Here is a 21,142-nt window from a genome sequence, read left to right on the forward strand (position 1 = left end):
CTCGTGGCCGGGGCTACAAGTTTCACGTTCTGTGCCCGAGCACACACGCATCTGGCACCTTGCCGACACACTGCTTGACAATCCACCGACAAACGTCGATCCTCTGGCAGCGTTTCTCCGTGTTGACGCCGGGTAGTACGCGAGGCACGGAGCGCTGTTCCCGCCGGAAAACCGGCGTGACCTGGGCCTCCCGATTTGGCCAAGGTGAGGCTTCCCTTAGACCAGGGGGCATGGTTAGGCTAGCCTTAGCTCAGGACGGCACTGGTCGTCCGCCGAGGCTCGCTCCTCGGTCACGCGGACGGGGGACCTCAGGTGACAGCGGTGCTGCCGAGGCGCGACGCCACCGCCACGCCACTCGCCCCCGTCACCGCGGCGCTCCGCGCCATGTTCGGCACCGACGACCTTCCCGGGCTCGCCCGGGGCCTGGTGGTCGAAGACGAGCTCGGCTGGGCGCCCGCCACCACCCTGATCGACGGCAGTCGGCTGCCAGAGCTGCTGAACGGCGCCGCCGTCCGCTGGGGTGGCACCCCGCACGCCTGCGCCGCGCTGGCCTGGAAGTCGTACAGCTACTGGACCGCACTGCCGGTCGTGCTCGGCTGGGCCTCCGCCCGGCGGGTGCCGCTGCTCGACCCGGCCGACGTGCTGATCCACTTCGAGGACCACCGACAGCTGCTCACCATGGGCCTACGCCGTGGCATCACCGTGGCGGTGCTGCCGAACGACCCGCTGGCGCTCGCCGGCCTGCCGGAGGTGCGGGTCGTCGCCGACGAGGCGGAGCTGCTGGGCGCACTGCGCTCCTCCCTGCTCGACGCCCACCTGGCACCGCTCATCACGGCGATCCAGTCAGAGGTGCGGGTGGGCACCCGGACGCTGCTCGGCTCGGTCGCCTCCGGCATCGCACACGGCATCCTGCGGGCCGCCGACAACCTGCCCGGCTCCACGGTGCAGAGCATCGACACTCTGCTCGGCGCACTCGACCTGGCCGACCTGATCGAGCTGGTGCCGGGGCCGACCGGTGAGCCGAGCGTGCAGCGGCGCACCTGCTGCCTCGCCTTCACCCTGCCGCGGCCGAAGGTCTGCCAGGGCTGCTGCGTCCGTTAGGGCGTGTTTCGGGAGTGTCGGTCGACGCCGAGCCGGAGTCCAGGCGTCGTCCGGCAAGGCGGAGCGGTGTCCGGATACCGGTGTTGTATCCGGACACCGCGACAACGCCGCCGGGCGGCGGCTGGGCCCGGCGCAGGCCGGCCAGCACTTCCGAAGCACGCCCTGGGCGGATGACTCAGTCGGTCAACGGCCGTACGTCCCACACCCACGCACCGCCGGTGAAGACCGGCTGGATCCCGGTCAGCTCGGTCATCCCCCGACGCAGCGCGGCCTCGTGCTCCTGCGGGCCGAGGATGACCACGCCGGCCCGCCAGAACCGCAGGTCGTCGACCGCCTTGACCCGGGCCTGCGGGGTGATCGGCGGCACCGCCCCGGTACGTCGGATGGTGGAGAAGAAGCTGCTGGTGGGGCGCGGCGTGGCACCGAACAGGGCGACCTTGGGAGGGTCGGCGCTCGGACGGGTGTCCGGGCCCAGGAAGTAGCCACGAGCCAGCGGCATGTCCAGCCGGGTCTCGGCGGACCAGCGCAGCGGCTCCGCGTAGGTGGTGTCCGGCAACGGCAGGGTCACCACACTGCGCCCACCGGTCACGTAGGGACGCCAGGCCCCACTGGTCACGAAGGTGGGCACCGGGTCCAGATGGGCCACTGGCAGCGGAGTGGGCACGATCGGCAACAGGGCCATCACGAGCACTGTGGCGGTGACGAAGCGGATCTGCCCGCGGGCGGCCGGGTGCGAGCGGGCCAACTCGTGGGCGCGTTGCGCACCGAAGGCGAGCAGCAGGCCGACGATCGGGGTGATCGCCAACGCCCACCGCGTCGGCACGACCGAGTGCAGGATGGGCAGGTTCTCCAGCGCCGCCCAGGGACCGGGCACACCTGTACCCCGGTTGTCGAAGCGGACCTCGCGGCCCAACGAGAGCACCGCGAAGAGCAACCCGAGCGCGGCGAGCGCGAGCACCACCACCGAGCGGCGCATCCACCACACCAGGGCGATCACCAGCACCACCAGCGCCCAGCCGAAGAAGCTGTTCTCCTCGGTCGGGTTCTTGGCCAGGCCGGCTGCGGTGCGCGGGCTGCCGGCGAGTGACTCCCGGGAGTACGCGACGAACGAGGCGAGGTCGCTGGAGTAGCCACGGATCAGGCGGGACAGCCCGGAGTACGCGCCCGGCCCGAAGAACTGCACGTAGAGCGGATACGCGAGCAGCAGCCCGGAGACCCCGGCGGCGACGGCAAGGCCGGCGAGGAAGGGTCGGATCCGCGATCGTAGCTCCGGGCGGCCGAGGGCGAGCACGCCGACGACCACGCCGAGCCCGATCGCGGTCATCAGCAGTATCTCCAGGTTGAGGAAGGCCTGCCAGACGATCACGAGCGCGAGGAGGACCCCGTTGCGCAGCCAACGGCCCGGTTCACCGAGTCGCAGCGTGCGCCAGATGATCAGTGGCACGACGAACTGCGACACGATGTTCGGATGCCCGTTGGCGTGCGACACCATGGCGGGCGCGTACGCGCAGAAGCCGGCGCCCAGCCACGCGGGCCCCCGGGTGCCGATCAGGACCCGGGAGAGCAGGAAGTACCAGGCTGTGGCGGTGGCAATCATGCCGAGGGTGAGAAAGACCAGGAATGCCGCCCGAGGCCCGAACAGCAGAGTGATCGGGGTCAACGGCAATGAAATGGATAATACGGACGTATTAGCCATTAGATTCACGCCGTCCGGGACGTTCATCTGGTCGGAATGGAATGGATATGCAAAATGCGTCACGACCCGCGCACCGTGCGCCATCATCCATTCGAACTGCGACTGATCTGACTGGTTGTCCCGCACATCACTGCCCGGGTCCAACCAGAGCCGACCGGTGACCCAGAAGCCGAGCACCACGAAGCTCAGCACGGCGGCCAGATCGGCCCACTTCCCGCTGCGGGACGGCCGAGCATCACCAGAGGCCCCCTGCGCCGACGACGCGGCGGCCGGACCGTCGCTGGGCACGTCCGGTTCGGGAGTAGTCATGACAATTCATAGGGTAGTCAGGGCCTGGCGCTGCCGTGACATGTTTCGGGGTACTGCCGTACTATGTGCCGGGTTCGCCGACCGCCGATCACGAACCCACCCCCCGACCACAATTCGGCCACCCCCGATGCCCCGATTCTTCTGCCGTCCCAGCGGATGATTCACTCTGTCGGTCCAGGCACGGGTCGAGTTCATATCGTGAGGAATCGACGCATGGCAGAAATCACTGGGGATCAGCGCGTGCAGTCCGAGGTCCTGGAAGGCCTGGCCACCGCTGTCAACCACCGTCGCTGGTTCATCGAACTGGCCGTGCCGTACCTCGGCGACGACCCGATCGAGATCGGCAGTGGCCTCGGTGACTACGCCCTGGAATGGTCGCAGCGGCTGCCCCGGTTCACCGCCACCGAGGCCGACCCGGACCGGCTGCTGCAGCTCAAGGAGCGCCTCGCCGAACGGCCGAACATCGACGTCCGGCAGATGCTGCTGCCGCACGAGGACGGGGGCGACTACAGCGCCGCGGTCTCGTACAACGTCCTGGAGCACATCGAGGACCACGTGGGCGCGCTGCGCAGCATGCGCGACCTGGTCCGACCCGGCGGCGCCGTGATCATCATCGTGCCGGCATTCCAGTTCGCGATGGGCCCGGCCGACATTGCAACCGGGCACGTCCGCCGCTACACGAAGAAGACGCTCCAGGCGGCGATGACCGAGGCCGGCCTGACCGTCGAGAAGATCCACTATGCCAACGCGCTGGGTCTGATCGGCTACTTCATGGCCACCAAGGTCTTCCGGCTGATGCCGAAGGAGGGCCCGATGGTGAAGGTGTACGACACCGTCGTCCTGCCCGCCACCAAGGCCGCCGAGCAGCTCGTCCGGCCCCCGTTCGGGCAGTCCGTCTTCGCGGTGGCCCGCGTTCCGTCCTGACCCGCCACCCCCGCGATCTTGCACTCTGTTTCGCCAGCACGTGCAAGATCGCGGGGTACGGATCACTCCTTGATCTGGTACGTCGGGCGGATCACCGCTCGGGCCAGGGTGTGGAACGTGAGGTTGAAGCCGACGTAGGCGGGCGTGGCGTCCGGGGTCAGGTCCAGCCGGTCGACGTCCACGGCGTGCACCGCGAAGACGTACCGGTGCGGGCGGTCACCGGCCGGCGGAGCCGCCCCGCCATAGCCGTGCTGGCCGTAGTCGTTGCGGACCGAGAACGCCCCGCCGAGGTCGGTGCCCGCCGCGCCGTCGGCGCCGCTGGGCAACTGCGTGACGTCGACCGGCAGGTTCACCAGCACCCAGTGCCAGAGACCGCTGCCGGTCGGCGCGTCGGGGTCGTAGCAGGTCACCGCGAAACTCTTCGTCTCGGCGGGGAAATCCGACCAGGTCAGCTGCGGCGAGACGTCGTCACCTCCGACGCTGTCATGCGCGTGCCGGACGTCCATGGGCTCGCCGTTCTGCACGTCGTCACTCGTCAACGTGAACGAGGGCAGCGTCGGCAGCAGCTCGTACGGGTCCGGGGCAATCGGTCGTTCCAGGGTCATCGGGACGCGTCCTTCCGGTGTGCGGAGTTACCAGCCCCTTCTTACCCCGCCGCAGCCCCTCCAACGACCGGAAGTACGCGCTCACCGAGGGTGGTTTGCCAGAGCTACCGTTGAGGTCGGGCAACGTTCCTCAGGGGGACACCGTGGCCGGCATCTGGCGGGACTTCGTGGCAGCGGTCTTCACCGCGTTCCGCCGCCGGGACGAGCAGGCCATCGCCGAGGAACGCCGACGCGCGGTGGAGCGACTGGCCGAGGAGACGATCCGCGAGGCCCGACGGCCCACAGACCCGCCGGAGTGACCGGCCCTGATCCACTCGCCTTCAGGAAAGTCGCGGTATCCAGGGCGCGCCGATACGCCGATTCATGGAAACCGAGTCGATCAGCGATCGCGAGCGTCGTGGCGGAGGGTGTGGGATTCGAACCCACGAAGACATCGCTGCCTTACCGGTTTTCAAGACCAGCGCCATCGGCCACTAGGCGAACCCTCCCAGGCCGCCACCCGCAGGCGTACGGCCACGCATAGTCTGCCACGGCTCCCGTCGGGCGGCCCGGCGTCCCTCCCCGAATGCGGCGGCCAGGCGGTCCGTCGCGTCCACAGTGGGCTGGAGGGTGCACCTGCGGTGCCGGGCGAGATCGGGTAAGACTGACTCCATGAAGGCGATCACCATCCCGCAGCCCGGTGGACCCGAAGCGCTGGTCTGGGCCGAGGTGCCCGACCCGGAGCCGGGCCCCGGCGAGGTGATCGTGGATGTGCGGGCCAGCGGGGTCAACCGCGCTGACCTGCTGCAACGGCAGGGGCACTATCCGCCACCGCCGGGCGCGTCCGCGTACCCCGGGTTGGAATGCTCTGGGGTGATCACCGAGGTCGGTTCGGAGGTCGCCGGGTGGGCGGTCGGGCAGCAGGTCTGCGCGCTGCTGTCCGGCGGCGGGTACGCCGAGCGGGTCGCGGTCCCCGCCGGGCAGTTGCTCCCGGTGCCGGCCTGCGACTCGGTGGACGCCGCAGGGCTGCCCGAGGTGGCCTGCACGGTCTGGTCGAACCTGGTCCAGGTGGGTCGGCTCAGCGCGGGCGACACGCTGCTGGTGCACGGCGGGGGCAGTGGGATCGGCACCTTCGCGGTCCAGCTCGGGGCGGCCCTCGGCGCGACCGTCGTGACCACCGCCCGGGCGGCCAAGCACTCCCGACTGCGTGAGCTGGGCGCGTCGCACCCGATCGACTACCGCGAGCAGGACTTCGTGGAGGAGGTCCGGCGGGTCACCGACGGTCGCGGCGCGGACGTGATCCTGGACATCATGGGCGCGTCCTACCTGGGTCGGAACGTCTCCGCGCTGGCGACCGGCGGTCGGCTGGTGGTGATCGGCATGCAGGGTGGGCGCAAGGCTGAGCTGGATCTCGGTGCACTGCTGACGAAGCGGGCGACCGTCGCCGCGACCTCGCTGCGCTCCCGACCGATCGCGGAGAAGGCGGAGATCGTCCAGGGCGTACGGGACGAGGTGTGGCCGTTGATCGAGGCGGGCAGGATCCGCCCGGTGGTGGACCGGCGGCTGCCGATGACCGAGGCGGCCGAGGCGCACCGGCTCGTCGAGTCGAACGATCACTTCGGCAAGGTCCTGCTCACCCTCGGGTGAGCAGCCGGCGTCAGGCGGGTGAGCCCGCCGGTGTCGGATCGTCGGCCGGTCGGGGCAGCACCAGCCGGGCGCCCGGGCCCTCGCCGGCCAGCGCGTCCCCGGGGTTGTTGAGCGTGCAGCGCTGCAACGACAGGCAGCCGCAGCCGATGCAGCCGTCCAGGTCGTCGCGGAGCTTGGTGAGCAGCCGGATCCGCTCGTCCAGCCGGCTCCGCCAGCTCGCGGAGAGCCGCGCCCAGTCCTGTGGGCTGGGCGTACGGGCTTCGGGGAGCGAGTCCAGTGCCGCGCGGATCTCGTCGAGGGAGACGCCGACCTGTTGGGAGATCCGGATGAAGGCCACCCGCCGCAACTCGGCGCGGGCGTACCGGCGCTGGTTGCCGCCGGTCCGATCGGCGCGGATCAGCCCCAGTCGCTCGTAGTAGCGCAGCGCCGACGGCGCCACGCCCGAGCGGACCGACAGCTCGCCGATCGTCAGTAGATCCTGCATCACCAGGTCCTTGAGTTGAAGTCCACTTCAACTTACACAGTAGTGGCATGACGATCACAGTGACCACCAACACCGGCTCCCGGCTTCCCGGGCTGATCCGACGACTGACCGGCGACGAGAAGCACGCGCCGAGCGCGCACTCGACCATCGACGTGCTCCAGGTGCTCTACGACCGGGTGCTGCGGGTCACCCCCGACACCGCCGACGACCCGGAACGCGACAGGTTCCTGCTATCCAAGGGCCACGGACCGGCCGCCTACTACGCGGTGCTCGCCGCGCACGGCTTCATCCCGGAAGCCTGGCTCGACGACCTGGCCGGGCCGGCGAGCCGACTCGGCCATCATCCGGACCGGCTACTGGTCCCCGGAGTCGAGATCGGTTCCGGCTCGCTCGGGCACGGGCTCGGGCTGGCCGTCGGCAGCGCCCTCGGGCTACGGGCCCAGGGGCTGCTCAAACCCCGGGTGTACGTGTTGCTCGGCGACGCCGAACTGGACGAGGGCTCCAACCACGAGGCGATCGCGTACGCCGGTGCCACCGGCCTGGCGAACCTCACCGCGATCGTGGTCGACAACTCGTCGGCCACCCACGGCTGGGCGGGCGGCATCGCCAGCCGGTTCACCGTCAACGGCTGGACCGCCGACACCGTCGACGGCCGCAACCACACCGACCTGTACGTGGCGCTGACCGGGCACCGGCCGGGACGGCCGCACCTCGTCGTCGCCCACGTCGAGAACAAGGGATGACCGCCATGCGTGACGCCTTCATCGACGCCACCACCGCGCTGCTCGACGACGACCCGCGGACCGCAATCGTGCTGGCCGACATCTCGGCCACCCAGTTCGCGCCGGCCGGCACCCGCCACCCGGACCGGGTGTTCAATGTCGGCATCCGGGAGCAACTGATGATCGGGGTGGCCGGCGGGCTCGCCCTGACCGGGCTTCGCCCGATCGTGCACTCCTACGCGACGTTCCTGGTGGACCGGGCGTACGAGCAGATCAAACTGGATCTGGACCACCAGGGCGTGGGCGCGGTCATGGTCAGCATCGGAGCATCGTTCGACGGGTCAGCTGAGGGCCGGACCCACCAGTCGCCCGGCGACGTGGCGCTCTTCGACTCGTTGGGCGACGGCTGGACGGTGCGGGTGCCCGGCCACCCCGACGAGGTCGCACCGCTGCTGCGCGAGGCGGCGATCACCGACGATCCGGTCTACCTGCGGCTGAGCGAGCAGCGCAACGCCCGGGCGTACCCGGACGCCGACCGGTTGCGGGTGATCCGGCAGGGTGGGACGAACGCGCCGCTCGTGCTGGCTGTCGGGCCGATGCTCGATCCCACCCTGGCAGCGACCGAGGGGATGGCCGTGACAGTCGCGTACACCCACACTCCCCGGCCGTTCGACACGTCCGGGTTGCGGGCGCTCGCCCCGACCGAGGTGGTGCTGGTCGAGCCGTACCTGTCAGGAACGTCGAGCGCGGTCGTCAGCCGGGCCATGGCGGAGGTGCCGCATCGGCTGCTCGCCCTCGGGGTGGATCAGACCGACCTGCGCCGATACGGACATCCGGCCGACCACGCCCGGTGGCACGGCCTGGATGCCGACGGTCTGCGCCGGTCGATCAGTGCGTTTCTGGGATCAGCGCGCGGGTGACGCGGTGGAACGGCGGCGGGCGCGTTCGCGGCCGAGGATCCAGATCGCCTCGACGCCGTCCTTCCAGGTGATCTTCTTGCCCTCTTCCCGGCCACGAGCCCGGTAGCTGATCGGCACCTCGTAGGGGCGGATCCGGCGACGCAGCAGCTTGCCGGTCACCTCGGCCTCCATGCCGAAGCCGCGCGAGCGCACTTCGAGCGACCGGTAGAGCGCCACCGGCATCAGCTTGAAGCAGGTCTCCAGGTCGCCGATGTACGAGTTGAACAGCACGTTGGCCGCCATCGTGACGCCCTTGTTGCCCATCACGTACCAGAAGCTGTAGGCGCTGTGGCTGCCAAAGGTGCGATTGCCGTAGACGACAGTGGCCCGCCCGTCGAGCACCGGGTCGAGCAGCTTGGGGATGTCCTGCGGGTCGTACTCCAGGTCGGCGTCGAGGATGACCATGTAGTCGCCCTCCGCGCTGTCGACCGCCGTCTTGATGGCGGCACCCTTACCGGCGTTGCGCTGGTGGGTGATGACACGCAGACGTGCGTCGTCGGCGCGGCCGAGGACCTCGCCGGTGCCGTCCCGGCTGCCGTCGTCGACGACGACCAACTCGATTTCGCAGGGATAGTCAACCGCCAACGCCTGCTTGAGGGCATCCGCGATGCGTTCTTCCTCGTTGTAGACCGGCATGAGGATCGAGAGCTTCAAGGGAATCTCCACGGTGGCGGCAACACGTCGGGCACAGCCTAGCCTGGCTGGTTGACCTTCGATATGCCGCCACCATCGGGGCCGTCGGCGTGGCTAGCGCAGACGAATGGTGTTTACTACCCGCCATGTCGGCTGGCGGCTCTCTGCTCGCGGCGGTTCCCGCCGCCGGGGCGCTCCTGCTCACCGTCGCGATGAGGCCGCGCGAGGTCGGCGCGGTCGCGCCTCTACGGCTCGCCGTGGTGCGCGCCGCGCTGCTCACCGGCGTGTACGCGGTGCTCGTCGTCGAACTTCTCGGCGCGTTGCACGCGCTGACCCGGCCGGCCTTCGCCGCCGCGTGGCTGCTCTTCCTGGCCGCCGCCGCGACAGCAGCCGGTCTGCGGCAGCGACGCGCGACCCGTACCGCGCCGACGCTCACCGCCGCACCGCGACCGGTGCCGGTCGGTGCCGTGGTGTCCGGCGGCAGCGCCGACCCGCCCGCCGCCGTCGAGCGCGGTGCGACCGGGCCCGACCCCACGCCGACCCGCGCCGTCCGGGCACCGTCCGGCCTGCTCGCCGTGGCCCTCGACGCCTGGCGTACGGCGGGACGCGGCGAGCGGCTGCTCGTCGGCGCGATCGGCGGACTGGTCCTGCTGGAGCTGCTGGTCGCGCTGCTGGCCGAGCCGAACAACTTCGACTCACAGACCTATCACCTGCCGAAGGTGGAGCACTGGGTGGCTCAGGGTGACCTGGACTTCTGGCCCACCGCCATCCACCGGCAGGTGACCATCCCGCCCGGAGCCGAGTACCTGCTGCTGCACCTTCGCCTCCTCACCGGCGGGGACCACCTGTACAACCTGGTGCAGTGGGCAGCCGGAGTGCTCTGCCTCCTGGTGGTCGCACGGATCACCGCGCAGCTCGGCGGCAGCCGGCGGGCCCAGCTGCTCACCGCGTTCGTGTTGGCGACCACGCCGATGGTGGTGCTCCAGGCGACCAGCACGCAGACCGACCTGGTCTGCGCGGCGTGGGTGACCTGCGCGGCGACCCTCGTGCTGGACGGGCTGCGTCGGCGGACAGGCTGGGGCACGGTGCTCGGGTTGGGGGCGGCCACCGGTCTGACCGCGGTGACCAAGACCAGTGGTCTGATCGCGGTCGGGCCGCTGCTGCTGCTCTGGGGGTTGGCCCAGCTCCGGCTGGCGCTGACCGCGAGCACGGCGACGCCCGGCCCGACGGCCGCCGGCGCGGCACCACCCAACCCGACGGCCGGCGCGGCATCGCCCGGCCCGACGGCGGCCGGCGGGGATCGGCAGCCTCGGCCGGTCGGCGGGCTAGCTCGCACGGTCGGCGCCTCGGTGTTGATCCTGCTGGTCGCGGCCGTGGTGGTCGGCCCGTTCCTGGCCCGGGTGACCGCCGAGTTCGGGCACCCGCTGGGGCCGCCCCGGCTGCGCGAGTCGATCCCGATGGAACGGCACGACCCGCAGTCCATCCTGGTCAACGCTCTGCGGATCGGGCACACCGCGTTCGACACGCCGCTGGCGCCCCTGCACCGGGCCGGAGCCGAGGCGATCATCGACGGAGCGGGCGCGATCGGGGTCGACCCGCAGGACCGTGCGATCACCTTCGGTCGGGAGATCTTTCCGGAGCCGGCCTGGTATCCGGACGAGGACCGGGTGGCGTTCCCCCTGACCGGGGCGCTGGTGCTGATCGGCGCGGTAGTCGCACTCGCCCGTCCGCGCCGGATCGATCCCGAGCAGGCCGGGCCGCTGCGCGCGTACGCGGTGGTGGTGTTGGCCGCCGTCCTGTTGCACACCTCGATGATCAAGTGGCAGCCGTGGGGCAACCGGCTGATCCTCTACGCCGTGGTGCTGGCCGTGCCGCTGGCCGGGCTCTGGCTCGACGCGCTCTTCCGCCGCCGCCGCGCGAACCCGGGTCGGCAAGGAGCCCGCCGGTCGGTGGCCACGCTGACGGCGGTCACCGTGCTGGCCACCTCGGCGCTGGCCGGTGTGCTCGCGCTGTCGTACGGCTTTCCGCGACGGCTGGTCGGTGCCGGTTCGGTCTTCACCACCTCGGACTGGGACACCCGGTTCCTGCGGCGTCCGCAGTGGGCCGACGAGTTCCGCTGGGCCGCGACGGCGGTCCGCGACAGCGGCGCCCGACGGATCGGGCTGGTGCAGCAGAACGACAACTGGGAGTACCCGTGGTGGCTGCTGCTCCGGCAGCCGGACGGGGGTTCGCCGGACCTGGTGGCGTTGCAGTCGGTGCTGCCGGAGCGACCGCCGGCGGACCCTGCCTCGGTCGACGCGATCGTCTGCACCGGCAGTCGTCCGGCCTGCACGAAGCTGGTCCCGGCCGGCTGGCGGCTGGAGTTCCGCGGCTACGTCGGCTACGCCCTGCCGCCGGGCCGCTGACCCGGCGGTCTGCTTCGGCGCATCTCGATCGCCCGGATAGTCCGATCCGGGCGGTTCTGCAGCCTGCGCGCAAGGATCCGAGACGCATTCACATCCATTGATCCGCACGTTACCTTCTGGTAACTCAGTCGACGTCCCGCGACTGAGCCGAAAGGAGTGCGTCGATGCCTGCAATCCCCGCCAGGCCCGAACGCGCGACCCGACGACGGGCCATCACCGTCGCCGTGGCCGTCGCCGCCCTCGTCCTACCGATGCTCGCCGGACCGGCCACCCCCGCCACCGCCGCCGACCGTCCAACCGTCCAACCACTCCCCGCCAACCTCGAGGCCATCCGGGCCGCCGAGGCCACCGCCCTCTACGGCACCCCCGCGATCCGCCCGATCGAGCAACGCCGCACCGCGCTGATCACCATGGGCGACAGCCAGATCTCCGGCGAGGGAGTCGGCAACTACGTGCCCGGCACCCACCAGGACGGCAACTGGTGCGACCGCTCGTACGACCAGGCGGTGTTCCGCACCGGCATCCCGTCCGACGCGAGATACAACATCGCCTGCTCCGGCGCCACCCCGTGGAACCTCATCGCCGGCGGCCCGACCCAGCACAACGAGCTGAACCAGGGCGACTACCTGGGCATCAAGGCGCGCAACACGCACGTGAAACTGATCTGGGTGGTGGTCGGCGCGAACGGAGACGGCACCATCCAGTTCGGCCCCGTCGCCACCGACTGCGCGGTCAGCCGGGTCTTCCTCCAGGGCAACTGCTACCCCGACTACACCGACCAGTGGACGATCCGCACCGACGGCAGCCGCCGGGCGGTTGCGGACGCCCTCACCGACATCCGACAGACCATGACCAGGGCCGGCTACCTGCGCACGGACTACGAGCTGGTGCTCATGTCGTACCCGAGCCCGGCCAGCCCGGACGTTGAGGACAACCCGAACTTCCCCGGCTGGTACTCCGGCGGCTGCCTGCTCTACCTGGCCGACGCCGCGTTCGCCCGCAACAAGGCGGTGCCGCTGTTCGAGTCGGCGCTGCGCGCGGCGGCCACCCAGACCGGCACCCGCTACCTGGACGCCAGCCGGCTCTTCCACGGCCACGAGGTGTGCACCGACAACACCTCGGTCCGCGGCCTCAACATCGAGATCGGGATCTGGAACGAGAACGCCGCCCGGCAGTCGTTCCACCCCAACGCCCGCGGGCACGGCATGTTCGCCCAGTGCATCACCCAGTTCTGGAACTCCGGACAGAACCAGGCCACCTGCGTCGACCCGGCCAGCACCGGCGCTGGCGTGCTCTACTCGGGCCTGATGCAGTTCAAGCAGTTGCGCAACCCTGCCACCAACACCTGCGTCGACGGTAAGGGTTACGACTCCCGCAACGGCACCGCCCAGCAGTCGTACGGCTGCCACGGCGGGCGCAACCAGGGCTTCTGGTACGACGCGGCCAAGCGGTCACTGCACTCGGAGCTGTCCCACGACCGTTGCCTCGATGTCGCCGGCGCATCGATGACGGCCGGCACGGCGGTCAACATCTACGACTGCAACGGCACTGCCGCCCAGCAGTTCGCCTTCGTCGGCAACCAGATCAAGCCGACCGCCGCCAGCAACCTCTGCGTGGCGTTCGACAGCCCGTCGTCGGGCGCTCCCCGGCTGCGGTTGGCCACCTGCTCCACCAGCACCCGGCAGCAGTGGTCGTTCGAGGCCCGTACCGCCGCCAACCCGGTCGGCTACGGTCACGACGACTTCATCGGCTCCCGCGTCTACTGACGGAAGGAGGGGCCCCTGGTCGACTCAGGGGCCCCTCGCTCACTTCGTGCGGGGGATGAGGACGAGTCGCGCCACGCCCTTGTCGCCGTCCTTCGCGCCGGCGACGCCGAGCGTCGCGCCGACCTTCACCTCGCTCGGCTGCACTGTGGCGCGCCGCTCGACGACCCGCAGGTCCTCGCCGAAGGTCCAGGTCATGGTGAAGCCGTCGGTGGACCTGACGGTCATCGAGTCGCCGTCGATCGCGGTCACCTCGCCGCGCTGCACGGCGACGGTCTGCGTACCGCCGTCCTTCGTCTTCACGACCGCCTCACCGTGCAGGGTGTTCTTCCGCAGCAGCACCCGGGCCTGCCGGCGCTTGCGCCACTCCTCGCCGCGCTTCTCCCGGGCCTTGTCCCTGGCGGTGGGGGATGCACCCGGCGTCGGGGTGGCCGGCGCGGCGACGGTCTGCACGTCCAGGTCGTCGGCGTCGAAGCCCATCGCGGTCAGCGCCTGACCCTCCACGCCCATCGCGGCGGCAACCTCGACGGCGGCCTCCCGGGCAGGCTGGCTGGCCACCTCGGCCGCACCGCAGCCGCTGACGCCCAGCGTGACCGCCGCGAGCAGTGCCGTGGTGCCGGTGGCGAATCCCCAACGTGGCATGACGTTCCCTCTCGTCCGTGGAGCCCTCAGCATCTCCGTCGAGGACGAGCGGAGCGTCAGGCCGATGTTCGAGCCAGGTAAGGATCGCCGGGCAGTCGGACCGTGAAGGCGGCACCGCCCTCCGGCGCGTGCCCGGCGGCGATCTCTCCGCCCAGCCGGCGGACCAGGCCGGCGGCCAGCGCCAACCCCAGCCCGCTGCCCACCTTGCGCACACCCCGGTAACGCTGGTGCAGTGCCCCGCGTTCGAACGCCACCGCCAGGTCGTCGTCGGTGAAGCCGGGCCCGCCGTCCCGGACCTCCAGCTCACCGCCGGAGGCCGGGTCCGCACCCGCCGCCCGGACCGCGAGCACCACCGGCGAACCCGGGGGTACGACCCGCAGCGCGTTCTCCAGTAACCCGTCCAGCACCTGCCTGATTCGCCCCGGATCGGTGTACGCGGGCACCGGCTGACCTGGCGTCTCCAACCGGAACGGCACGCCCACCGCCGCGCACCGGCCGGACCAGGTCGGCTCCGCGTCCACGGCCAACTGGGTGAGGTCCACCGGCACCGGTTCGAGCGGGAAGTCGGCGGCCTCCAGCCGGGCCAGCGCCAGCAGGTCCCCGATCAGCCGGTCCAGGTGTTGGGCCTCAGCCAGCATCGTCCGACCGGTGTCGACGGTGTCGTCCGCGCCGAGCACCCCGTCGGCGAGCGCCTCGGCGTACCCCCGGATCGCGGTCAGCGGGGTGCGCAGCTCGTGCGAGACGGACAGCAGGAACTCCCGCTGCCGCCCCTCACTGGTGGCCAGCGCACCGGCCAGACCGTTCAACGCCTCGGCCAGGTCGGCGACCTCGTCCGGTGACTCGACCGGCACCCGGACGGCGCGGTCGCCGGCGCGTAGGCGGGCGGCTGCGGTGGCCGCGACGCGGATCGGCCGGGCCAGCCGGCGGGCCAGCAGCAACCCGGCCACCACGCCGGCGGCCAACCCGGCCAGCAGCGGTAACCAGAGGCTCAGCAGCACCCGGGCCCACAACCCGTTCGCCGAGGGGCGGGAGAGCACCACCCCGTTGCCGTTGGGGAGCGCCCGGCCCTCGACCAGGGCACGTTCGCCGTTGACGACGCGCCGGACCGACACGTTGCGCCCCTGCCCGATTCGCTGCACCACGCGAGGTGGCAGGCCCGGCCGGTCGACCGCTCCGCGCCGGATCAGGTACGCGTCGATGCCCTGGTTGCGCAGTTGCTGGATGAGCCGCTCCTCGTCGGCGCTGCGACCCCGGTCCAGGCGGGTGCGCAGCACCTCGGCCGCGAGCCGGGCCTGCGCGGCGAGCGCCTCCTGGTCGCGCCGCTCCGCGCCACGGATCGCCAACGGCACCGCCACGATCGCGGTGACCAGCACCGACACCAGCGCCACCGCGCAGGTGACCAGCACCGCACGGGCGGTGAGCGTACGGCCGAGGCCGCCACGTCGAGGTGCGGCGGGTGGGGAGGTGCCGACCACCGGCAGCGACATGGTCGGCGACCCGGCACGCCCGGATTGGTCAGGCATCGACCGCGTACCCGACGCCTCGGTGAGTCCGGATCACGCTGGCCGGGCCGAGCTTCGCCCGCACCTGGGCGACGTGCACGTCGACCGTGCGGGTGCCGGCGTGCGCCGCGTACCCCCAGACCCCGGCCAGCAGCTCCTCCCGGGTGAAGACCCGACCGGGCCGGGCCATCAGATGGGCCAGCAGGTCGAACTCGGTGGAGGTGAGCTGCACCGGTGCGCCTGCGGCGGTGACCGTTCGGCGGGCCGGGTCGAGCGTCACCGGGCCGACGACGCGCTGCCGGTCCGCGCCCTCCGGGCCGCCGGCGGAGCGACGCAGCACCGCGCGCACCCGGGCGACCAGCTCCCGGGGGCTGAACGGCTTGGTCACGTAGTCGTCGGCGCCCAACTCCAGGCCGACGATCCGATCGACCTCGTCGTCGCGGGCGGTGAGGAAGATGACCGGGGTCCAGTCGCCGGCCTCGCGCAGCTGGCGGCAGATCTCGGTGCCGGGCAGGCCCGGCAGAGCGATGTCCAGGACGCAGGCCACCGGGCGGATCCGGCGGGCGGCGCTCAGGCCGGCGGCGCCGTCCCGTTCCAGGTGGACGCCGAAGCCGTCCCGGGTGAGATAGAGCCTGACCAGGTCGGCGATGGCCGGCTCGTCCTCGACCACGAGGACGAGCCCGCGGTGCGGCGGTTCGACGGTCACCGGCCCATGATTGCCGACCCGGTGGACCCGATGCGATCGGTGCGTGTTCGAGTCAGGTAAAGGCGACGCAAAGCTCGGTCGGGCGTCAGCTCACCACGGCGGGGCGGAACGCGTTGGGCCGCGCGGCGGCCGGCGCGTCACCGATGGTGGCGAGGATGCGCTCACGGGGCACCCGCAGGCGGGTCCGAAAGGCATGGTTGAGCAGCGCGTCGAGCTGCCAGACCTGCTTCGGGTGACTGGTGCGGATCAGGAACCGCTCGCGGATCCCGTCGATCGCGGTGGCCGCCATCTCGACCGACTGGAGTCGCGGGTCCGGGCTCCAGGTGACGTTGCTCAGCTCGCGCAACTCGGTGTTGAGATGCAGGCGCAGACGGTGCAGTAGTCGGGTCTGCTGGGTGACCACCAGTCGACGGTGGGTGAGCAGCAGCAGATAGTCGCCGGTGACCGGGCGGTCGGGGCGGCTGCAACGGGTGACCAGGATGGTGGCGTCACCGGAGCCGACGCAGCGCCGGAAGACCGGCATGTGCCGGCTCACGGTCTGCACGGCCAGGCCAGCCTCGGCGGCGGCCGGAAGGAACGTTCGGGAGAAGACGTCCATGACCTGCCCAACGACGTCTTCGGCGGGGTGACGTGGGTCACGCGGGTTTTTTGGAAGTTCCACGCCGCAGGTCGCACTGCCTGTCCGACTTCCGACTTGGACGGATCGTGGTCAGGAGTCCGGTTGAAGAGGGCTTGCGGCGGACAGCTCCTCCAGCCAACCGGGGACCGCGTCGGCGTACTCGGCACGGGACTCGTCGACGGTGTCCAGGGCTCGCCGCCAGGACAGCGACCGGCTCACCGGCCCCAGGCCGATCGCAAGGTCGGCGGCCTCGACGAGGGTTCGGCGGTCGTACCGGTCGGTCCACGCCTCCAGGTAGGCGTCGCGCAGCCGCGCCAACCCCGTGTCGTCGGCCGCCAGCTTCTTCGCGTGCCGGATGGACCGCAAAGTCACCAGCAGCGTGCCGAACGGGTGCGCCACGGAGGCGTCGCCCCAGTCGAAGTAGCGGTAGCCGTCCGGGCCCGCGAAGACGTTGCCGTCGTGCAGGTCGTCGTGCTGCACGGTGGCCGGGATGCCGATGTCGGCGAGCCGGCGGCACCGCTCGGCGTACGACGGCAGCTCCGCCCGCAGCCGCTCATGCAGGTCGGGGCTGAGCCCGCCCTCGGCACCGATGAGCAGCGACTCGCGATCGTCGAGCAGCTCGGCGAGGAGCCCGGCCAACACCTCGGGGCGGTGGTCCGGCACGCCCAGCGCGACCAGTTCGTCGGCGCGCGGCGCGGTGGTCAGTTGGAGCGCAGCGTAGCCGGGTAGTGCCCGCTCCCAGTGCGCCAGATCGGGGTCGCGCGCCAGCACGTCGCGCAACGACTCGCCGCCGTCGGGCAGCAGCGACCAGCCCTGCTCCGGGTCCACCGCGATCGGTGTCAGCACCCGTTCCGGTGTCAGCTCGGCGAGCGTCGCGATCAGGGCGGCCTCGTGCACGGTGCCGGGGTTGTTGGCCTTGAACCAGACCGGGCCGTCGTCGGTGGGCACTCGCCAGACCAGAGACCACGGGCGTACCCGAGGCTCCACCAGACCCGTCACCCGACGGCCGGCCCGGCTCAACCTCGTGTCGACCCAGGACCGGGCCCGCACCTGCCACTGCTCACTGGACCAGTCGGGGGCACGCTCACCGGCGATCGTCGTCACGCTGGGCACCTTAGGCGGCCCTCCCGGGCCGGGGCGAGGCGTTTTCCCCAGCGGTGTCAGACCAGCTCGACGATGGTGGCGTTGGCCATTCCGCCGCCCTCGCACATGGTCTGCAGTCCGTAGCGGATCCCGTTGTCCCGCATGTGCTGGAGCATCGTGGTCATGATCCGGGCACCGGAGCCGCCGAGCGGGTGACCGAGTGCGATCGCCCCACCACGCGGGTTGAGCCGCTCCGGATCCGCCTCGGTCTCGGCCAGCCAGGCCAGTGGCACCGGGGCGAACGCCTCGTTCACCTCGTACACACCGATCTCCTCGATGCCCAGCCCCGCGCGGCGCAGCGCCTTCGCGGTGGCCGGGATGGGGGCGGTGAGCATGGTGACCGGGTCGTCGGCGGCGACCACGGCGGTGTGGATCCGGGCAAGCGGCCGAAGGCCGTGCCGGCTGGCCCACTCGGATGTCGTCACCGCGAGGGCCGCGGCGCCGTCGGAGATCTGGGACGCGGACCCGGCGGTCACCACGCCGTCGGCACGGAACGGCGTGGCCAGCTCGCCGAGCTTGGCCAGGGTCGTGTCCCGGCGGATGCCCTCGTCGGCGGCGAACTTGCCACCATCGCCGAGTGGCACCGGCGTGAGCTCCGGGTCGAACGCGCCAGCGTCCTGTGCGGCGGCTGCCTTCTCGTGGCTGGCCAGCGCGAACTCGTCGAGCTGGGTGCGCGAGAGGCGCCACCGCCGGGCGATCAGCTCGGCACCGACGCCCTGGTTGAACGGCAGTGGCGCGTCGTCGGCGAAGCCCTCGACACCCCGGTAACGGTCCCGGAGCTGGTCGCTGAACGGCATACCGCCGGCCACACTGGAGCCCATCGGCACCCGGGTCATCGACTCCACCCCGCCGGCGACCACCAGGTCAGCCTGGCCGGAGAGCACCGTCGCGGCGGCGAAGTGCAGTGCCTGCTGGCTGGAGCCGCACTGCCGGTCCAGCGTCGTGCCGGGGACCGTCTCGGGCCAGCCGGCGGCGAGCACGCCGTTGCGGGCGATGTTCCACGACTGCTCGCCGACCTGGGACACGCAGCCCCAGAAGACGTCGTCGACCTGCGCCGGGTCGAGCCCGGTGCGCTCGGCGAGGGCGCGCAGCACGTGCGCCGAGAGATCGACCGGGTGGACGCCGGCGAGGCTGCCCTTGCGCCGCCCGACCGGGGTACGTACCGCGCCGACGATGACCGCGTCACTCATGTTTACTCCCCGGTAACTTGGGCTGTCCCGATCCTACGTCGTCCCAGGACCGACCGTCCGGCCCCACCAACACGAGATGCCGGAATCCGACGGCCGCTGGCATGCTGGGCGGGTGGATGAGATCACCGGGGCCCGGCAGTGGCGAGTGCCGTCGAGTCTGCCAGCGGCGAAGCTGGCCGGCGCCGTCCTGCTCGTCGCCCTCGGGCTGCTCTTCGCCGACGGCGACCCGGTCCGCCTGGTGGTGGCCGTCCTGGCCGCGGTCACGGTGGCCGTCTGGGCGGTACGCGACCTGGTCGTGCCGGTCCGGTTGGCGGTGGACCCGGCGGGGCTCACCGTCATCCACGGGTTCGCGGGCCGGCGGCTGCTGCCCTGGTCGACGGTCGAGGCGATCACCGTCGACCGTCGGCCACGGTTGGGGCTGACCAGCGAGACCCTGGAGATCGACGCGGGCAACTCGCTGCACCTCTTCGGCCGCTACGACCTGGGAGCCACCCCGGAAGAGGTCGCCACCGCACTGCGTGCCGCCCGCCCGAACCCCTGAGCTGTCAGCCGAGCAGTTGGGCGGTCCGGAAGAGCACGAGCGCGAGCAGGACCACCAGGATGATCGCCGCGCCGGCGACCTGCACCAACGTTCGCCGGCCACGAGGCGCGTACGCGAGCACCAACGCCATCAGCGCGCCGACGACCAGCCCGCCGAGGTGCCCGGGGATCGAGATGCCCGGCACCGCCAGCGTGAACACCAGGTTGATCACCAGGATCGGGATGATCCGGGAGATGTCCCGACCCAGCTTGCGTTCGATGATGATCAGTGCGGCGAAGAGACCGAACACGGCTGTCGACGCCCCGACGGTGGCGGCCCGCGGGCTGCTGAACAGATAGGCGGCCACGTTGCCGCCCAGACCGGCGATCAGGTAGAGCGCGGCGAAACGGACCCGCCCGAGGTTGGCCTCCAGCGACCGACCGAGCACCCACAACGCCCACATGTTGAGCAGCAGGTGCAGCACGCCGTAGTGCAGGAACATCGCGGTGACCAGCCTGTACCACTGGCCCTCGGCGATCCCACCGAGCGTGTAGTCGGACAGGTACGCCCGGCCGAGCACCGCACCCCACTCGGTCAGCGGCGTGCTGCCACCCATGAGGCCGCCGAAACCGGAGCCCCCCATCGCCGCGTCCCCACCCCGAGCCGAGGCGATGGAGAGCAGCAGGAGCAGCGCGTTCACCGCGATCAGGGTCTTCGTGACATAGCCGTGCCGGCCGGCCGTACCACCACCGAAGGCGGTACGCGCCGGCCGGACACTGCGACGACCCTCGTTGACGCACTCCGGGCACTGGTGCCCGACCGACGCATCGCGCATGCAGTCCGGACAGATCGGCCGGTCGCAGCGGCTGCACCGGACATAGGTCTCCCGGCCGGGGTGCCGGTAGCAGACCGGGGTGGTCGGCGGAGACTCGCTCACCGGGCCGACCCTCCGTCCACCGCCGCGCGAACCACCGGCGCAGGCCGGTGCGGTGCTCCGGAGCGCTCAATCATGCGAGCAAAGGTACCTCGCCCGTTGGTCAGGAAGCAGACCGCTGGATCTCGACCCGCTCGATGACGACGTCCTGGAGCGGACGGTCGCTCGGGCCGGTCGGGGTGCTGGCGATCGAGTCGACGACCTTCACCGACTGCTCGTCGGCGACCTGCCCGAAGATGGTGTGCCGGTTGTTGAGGTGCGGCGTCGGCGACACGGTGATGAAGAACTGCGAACCGTTGGTGCCCGGTCCGGCGTTCGCCATCGCCAGCAGGTACGGCCGGTCGAAGCGCAGCTCCGGGTGGAACTCGTCCGCGAACTTGTAGCCCGGTCCGCCCCGGCCGGTGCCGGTCGGGTCGCCCATCTGGACCATGAATCCGCTGATCACGCGGTGCGAGATGGTGCCGTCGTAGTACGGCCCACTGCCCGGCTGACCGGTGCGCGGGTCGGTGTACTCCCGGTTGCCCTCAGCCAGGTCGATGAAGTTGCGGACCGTCTTCGGCGCGTGGTTCGGGAAGAGCTCCAGCCGGATCGGGCCAGCGTTGGTGTGCAGGGTGGCGTAGACAGCCTCGGCCACGGGTACTCCTCACTTGTTGGTCAGT

At 71.2% G+C, this 21,142-nt stretch carries 21 protein-coding genes and 1 tRNA gene; 9 read left to right on the forward strand and 13 right to left on the reverse strand.

Going from position 1 to position 21,142, the window contains the following annotated elements:
- The first annotated feature begins 324 nt into the window (after window positions 1-324).
- Complete coding sequence (locus KBX46_RS06475; protein WP_210792027.1) at window positions 325-1,101, forward strand: hypothetical protein; 777 nt, start codon at window positions 325-327, stop codon at window positions 1,099-1,101.
- A 175-nt stretch (window positions 1,102-1,276) separates the two neighbouring features.
- Here the strand turns inward: KBX46_RS06475 and KBX46_RS06480 are convergent, their stop codons facing one another.
- Window positions 1,277-3,106 (reverse strand): hypothetical protein, encoded by a 1,830-nt coding sequence (locus tag KBX46_RS06480; RefSeq protein WP_247667094.1) that lies wholly within the window; start codon window positions 3,104-3,106, stop codon window positions 1,277-1,279.
- Between the two features lie 213 nt (window positions 3,107-3,319).
- On the opposite strand from KBX46_RS06480, the gene KBX46_RS06485 reads away from it, so the two are divergent.
- On the forward strand, window positions 3,320-4,030 hold the full coding sequence (locus tag KBX46_RS06485; protein ID WP_210791605.1) for a class I SAM-dependent methyltransferase: 711 nt from the start codon (window positions 3,320-3,322) through the stop codon (window positions 4,028-4,030).
- A 62-nt stretch (window positions 4,031-4,092) separates the two neighbouring features.
- On the opposite strand, the gene KBX46_RS06490 is transcribed toward KBX46_RS06485, so the two are convergent.
- On the reverse strand, window positions 4,093-4,635 hold the full coding sequence (locus KBX46_RS06490) for a YbhB/YbcL family Raf kinase inhibitor-like protein (RefSeq protein ID WP_141911806.1): 543 nt from the start codon (window positions 4,633-4,635) through the stop codon (window positions 4,093-4,095).
- A gap of 143 nt (window positions 4,636-4,778) precedes the next feature.
- Between KBX46_RS06490 and KBX46_RS06495 the strand changes: the two genes are divergently transcribed.
- A complete protein-coding gene (locus tag KBX46_RS06495) occupies window positions 4,779-4,934 on the forward strand; it encodes a hypothetical protein (protein ID WP_157744092.1) in 156 nt (51 codons plus the stop codon).
- A 99-nt stretch (window positions 4,935-5,033) separates the two neighbouring features.
- Here the strand turns inward: KBX46_RS06495 and KBX46_RS06500 are convergent.
- A tRNA-Ser gene (locus KBX46_RS06500) sits at window positions 5,034-5,123 on the reverse strand.
- A 163-nt stretch (window positions 5,124-5,286) separates the two neighbouring features.
- On the opposite strand from KBX46_RS06500, the gene KBX46_RS06505 reads away from it, so the two are divergent.
- A complete protein-coding gene (locus KBX46_RS06505) occupies window positions 5,287-6,261 on the forward strand; it encodes an NAD(P)H-quinone oxidoreductase (RefSeq protein WP_141911808.1) in 975 nt (324 codons plus the stop codon).
- A gap of 10 nt (window positions 6,262-6,271) precedes the next feature.
- Here KBX46_RS06505 and soxR read toward each other — a convergent pair whose 3' ends face one another.
- Window positions 6,272-6,745, reverse strand: a complete 474-nt coding sequence (soxR, locus tag KBX46_RS06510; RefSeq protein WP_088950686.1) for a redox-sensitive transcriptional activator SoxR — start codon at window positions 6,743-6,745, stop codon at window positions 6,272-6,274.
- Between the two features lie 47 nt (window positions 6,746-6,792).
- On the opposite strand from soxR, the gene KBX46_RS06515 reads away from it, so the two are divergent.
- Window positions 6,793-7,488: a transketolase gene (locus KBX46_RS06515; RefSeq protein WP_141911810.1), complete on the forward strand. Its 696-nt coding sequence runs from the start codon at window positions 6,793-6,795 to the stop codon at window positions 7,486-7,488.
- Window positions 7,489-7,493: 5 nt separating this feature from the next.
- Window positions 7,494-8,387 carry a transketolase family protein gene (locus KBX46_RS06520; protein WP_210791607.1) on the forward strand — a complete coding sequence of 298 codons (894 nt, stop codon included), beginning with the start codon at window positions 7,494-7,496 and terminating at the stop codon, window positions 8,385-8,387.
- On the opposite strand, the gene KBX46_RS06525 is transcribed toward KBX46_RS06520, so the two are convergent.
- Entirely contained in the window at window positions 8,373-9,080 is a 708-nt protein-coding gene (locus tag KBX46_RS06525) for a glycosyltransferase family 2 protein (RefSeq protein ID WP_088952086.1), read from the reverse strand. The genes KBX46_RS06520 and KBX46_RS06525 overlap by 15 nt on opposite strands.
- Window positions 9,081-9,205: 125 nt before the next feature.
- On the opposite strand from KBX46_RS06525, the gene KBX46_RS06530 reads away from it, so the two are divergent.
- Complete coding sequence (locus KBX46_RS06530) at window positions 9,206-11,464, forward strand: glycosyltransferase family 39 protein (RefSeq protein WP_210791609.1); 2,259 nt, start codon at window positions 9,206-9,208, stop codon at window positions 11,462-11,464.
- Window positions 11,465-11,628: 164 nt separating this feature from the next.
- Entirely contained in the window at window positions 11,629-13,230 is a 1,602-nt protein-coding gene (locus KBX46_RS06535; protein WP_210791611.1) for a ricin-type beta-trefoil lectin domain protein, read from the forward strand.
- Between the two features lie 39 nt (window positions 13,231-13,269).
- Here the strand turns inward: KBX46_RS06535 and KBX46_RS06540 are convergent, their stop codons facing one another.
- The 6 genes from KBX46_RS06540 to KBX46_RS06565 form a co-directional block, all read right to left on the reverse strand.
- Window positions 13,270-13,869, reverse strand: coding sequence for a hypothetical protein (locus KBX46_RS06540; RefSeq protein ID WP_210791613.1), 600 nt, complete (start codon window positions 13,867-13,869; stop codon window positions 13,270-13,272).
- 56 nt (window positions 13,870-13,925) lie between these two features.
- Window positions 13,926-15,392: a HAMP domain-containing sensor histidine kinase gene (locus tag KBX46_RS06545; RefSeq protein WP_088950690.1), complete on the reverse strand. Its 1,467-nt coding sequence runs from the start codon at window positions 15,390-15,392 to the stop codon at window positions 13,926-13,928.
- Window positions 15,385-16,077, reverse strand: a complete 693-nt coding sequence (locus tag KBX46_RS06550; RefSeq protein WP_088950691.1) for a response regulator transcription factor — start codon at window positions 16,075-16,077, stop codon at window positions 15,385-15,387. Before KBX46_RS06550 ends, KBX46_RS06545 begins: the two co-directional genes overlap by 8 nt.
- 85 nt (window positions 16,078-16,162) lie before the next feature.
- Entirely contained in the window at window positions 16,163-16,675 is a 513-nt protein-coding gene (locus KBX46_RS06555) for a hypothetical protein (RefSeq protein WP_088950692.1), read from the reverse strand.
- Between the two features lie 111 nt (window positions 16,676-16,786).
- On the reverse strand, window positions 16,787-17,800 hold the full coding sequence (locus tag KBX46_RS06560; protein ID WP_210791614.1) for a phosphotransferase: 1,014 nt from the start codon (window positions 17,798-17,800) through the stop codon (window positions 16,787-16,789).
- Between the two features lie 56 nt (window positions 17,801-17,856).
- A complete protein-coding gene (locus KBX46_RS06565; RefSeq protein WP_088950694.1) occupies window positions 17,857-19,029 on the reverse strand; it encodes an acetyl-CoA C-acyltransferase in 1,173 nt (390 codons plus the stop codon).
- 76 nt (window positions 19,030-19,105) lie between these two features.
- Here KBX46_RS06565 and KBX46_RS06570 point away from each other — a divergent pair, with 76 nt between their 5' ends.
- A complete protein-coding gene (locus KBX46_RS06570) occupies window positions 19,106-19,570 on the forward strand; it encodes a PH domain-containing protein (protein WP_088950695.1) in 465 nt (154 codons plus the stop codon).
- Between the two features lie 4 nt (window positions 19,571-19,574).
- On the opposite strand, the gene KBX46_RS06575 is transcribed toward KBX46_RS06570, so the two are convergent.
- Both KBX46_RS06575 and KBX46_RS06580 read right to left on the reverse strand, forming a co-directional pair.
- Window positions 19,575-20,486 (reverse strand): rhomboid family intramembrane serine protease, encoded by a 912-nt coding sequence (locus KBX46_RS06575; RefSeq protein ID WP_141911823.1) that lies wholly within the window; start codon window positions 20,484-20,486, stop codon window positions 19,575-19,577.
- A gap of 100 nt (window positions 20,487-20,586) precedes the next feature.
- Complete coding sequence (locus KBX46_RS06580; protein ID WP_210791616.1) at window positions 20,587-21,117, reverse strand: peptidylprolyl isomerase; 531 nt, start codon at window positions 21,115-21,117, stop codon at window positions 20,587-20,589.
- Window positions 21,118-21,142 lie beyond the last annotated feature (25 nt).

Origin of the sequence: Micromonospora sp. C81, assembly GCF_018070425.1 — a bacterium.
Lineage (GTDB): Bacteria > Actinomycetota > Actinomycetes > Mycobacteriales > Micromonosporaceae > Micromonospora > Micromonospora zamorensis.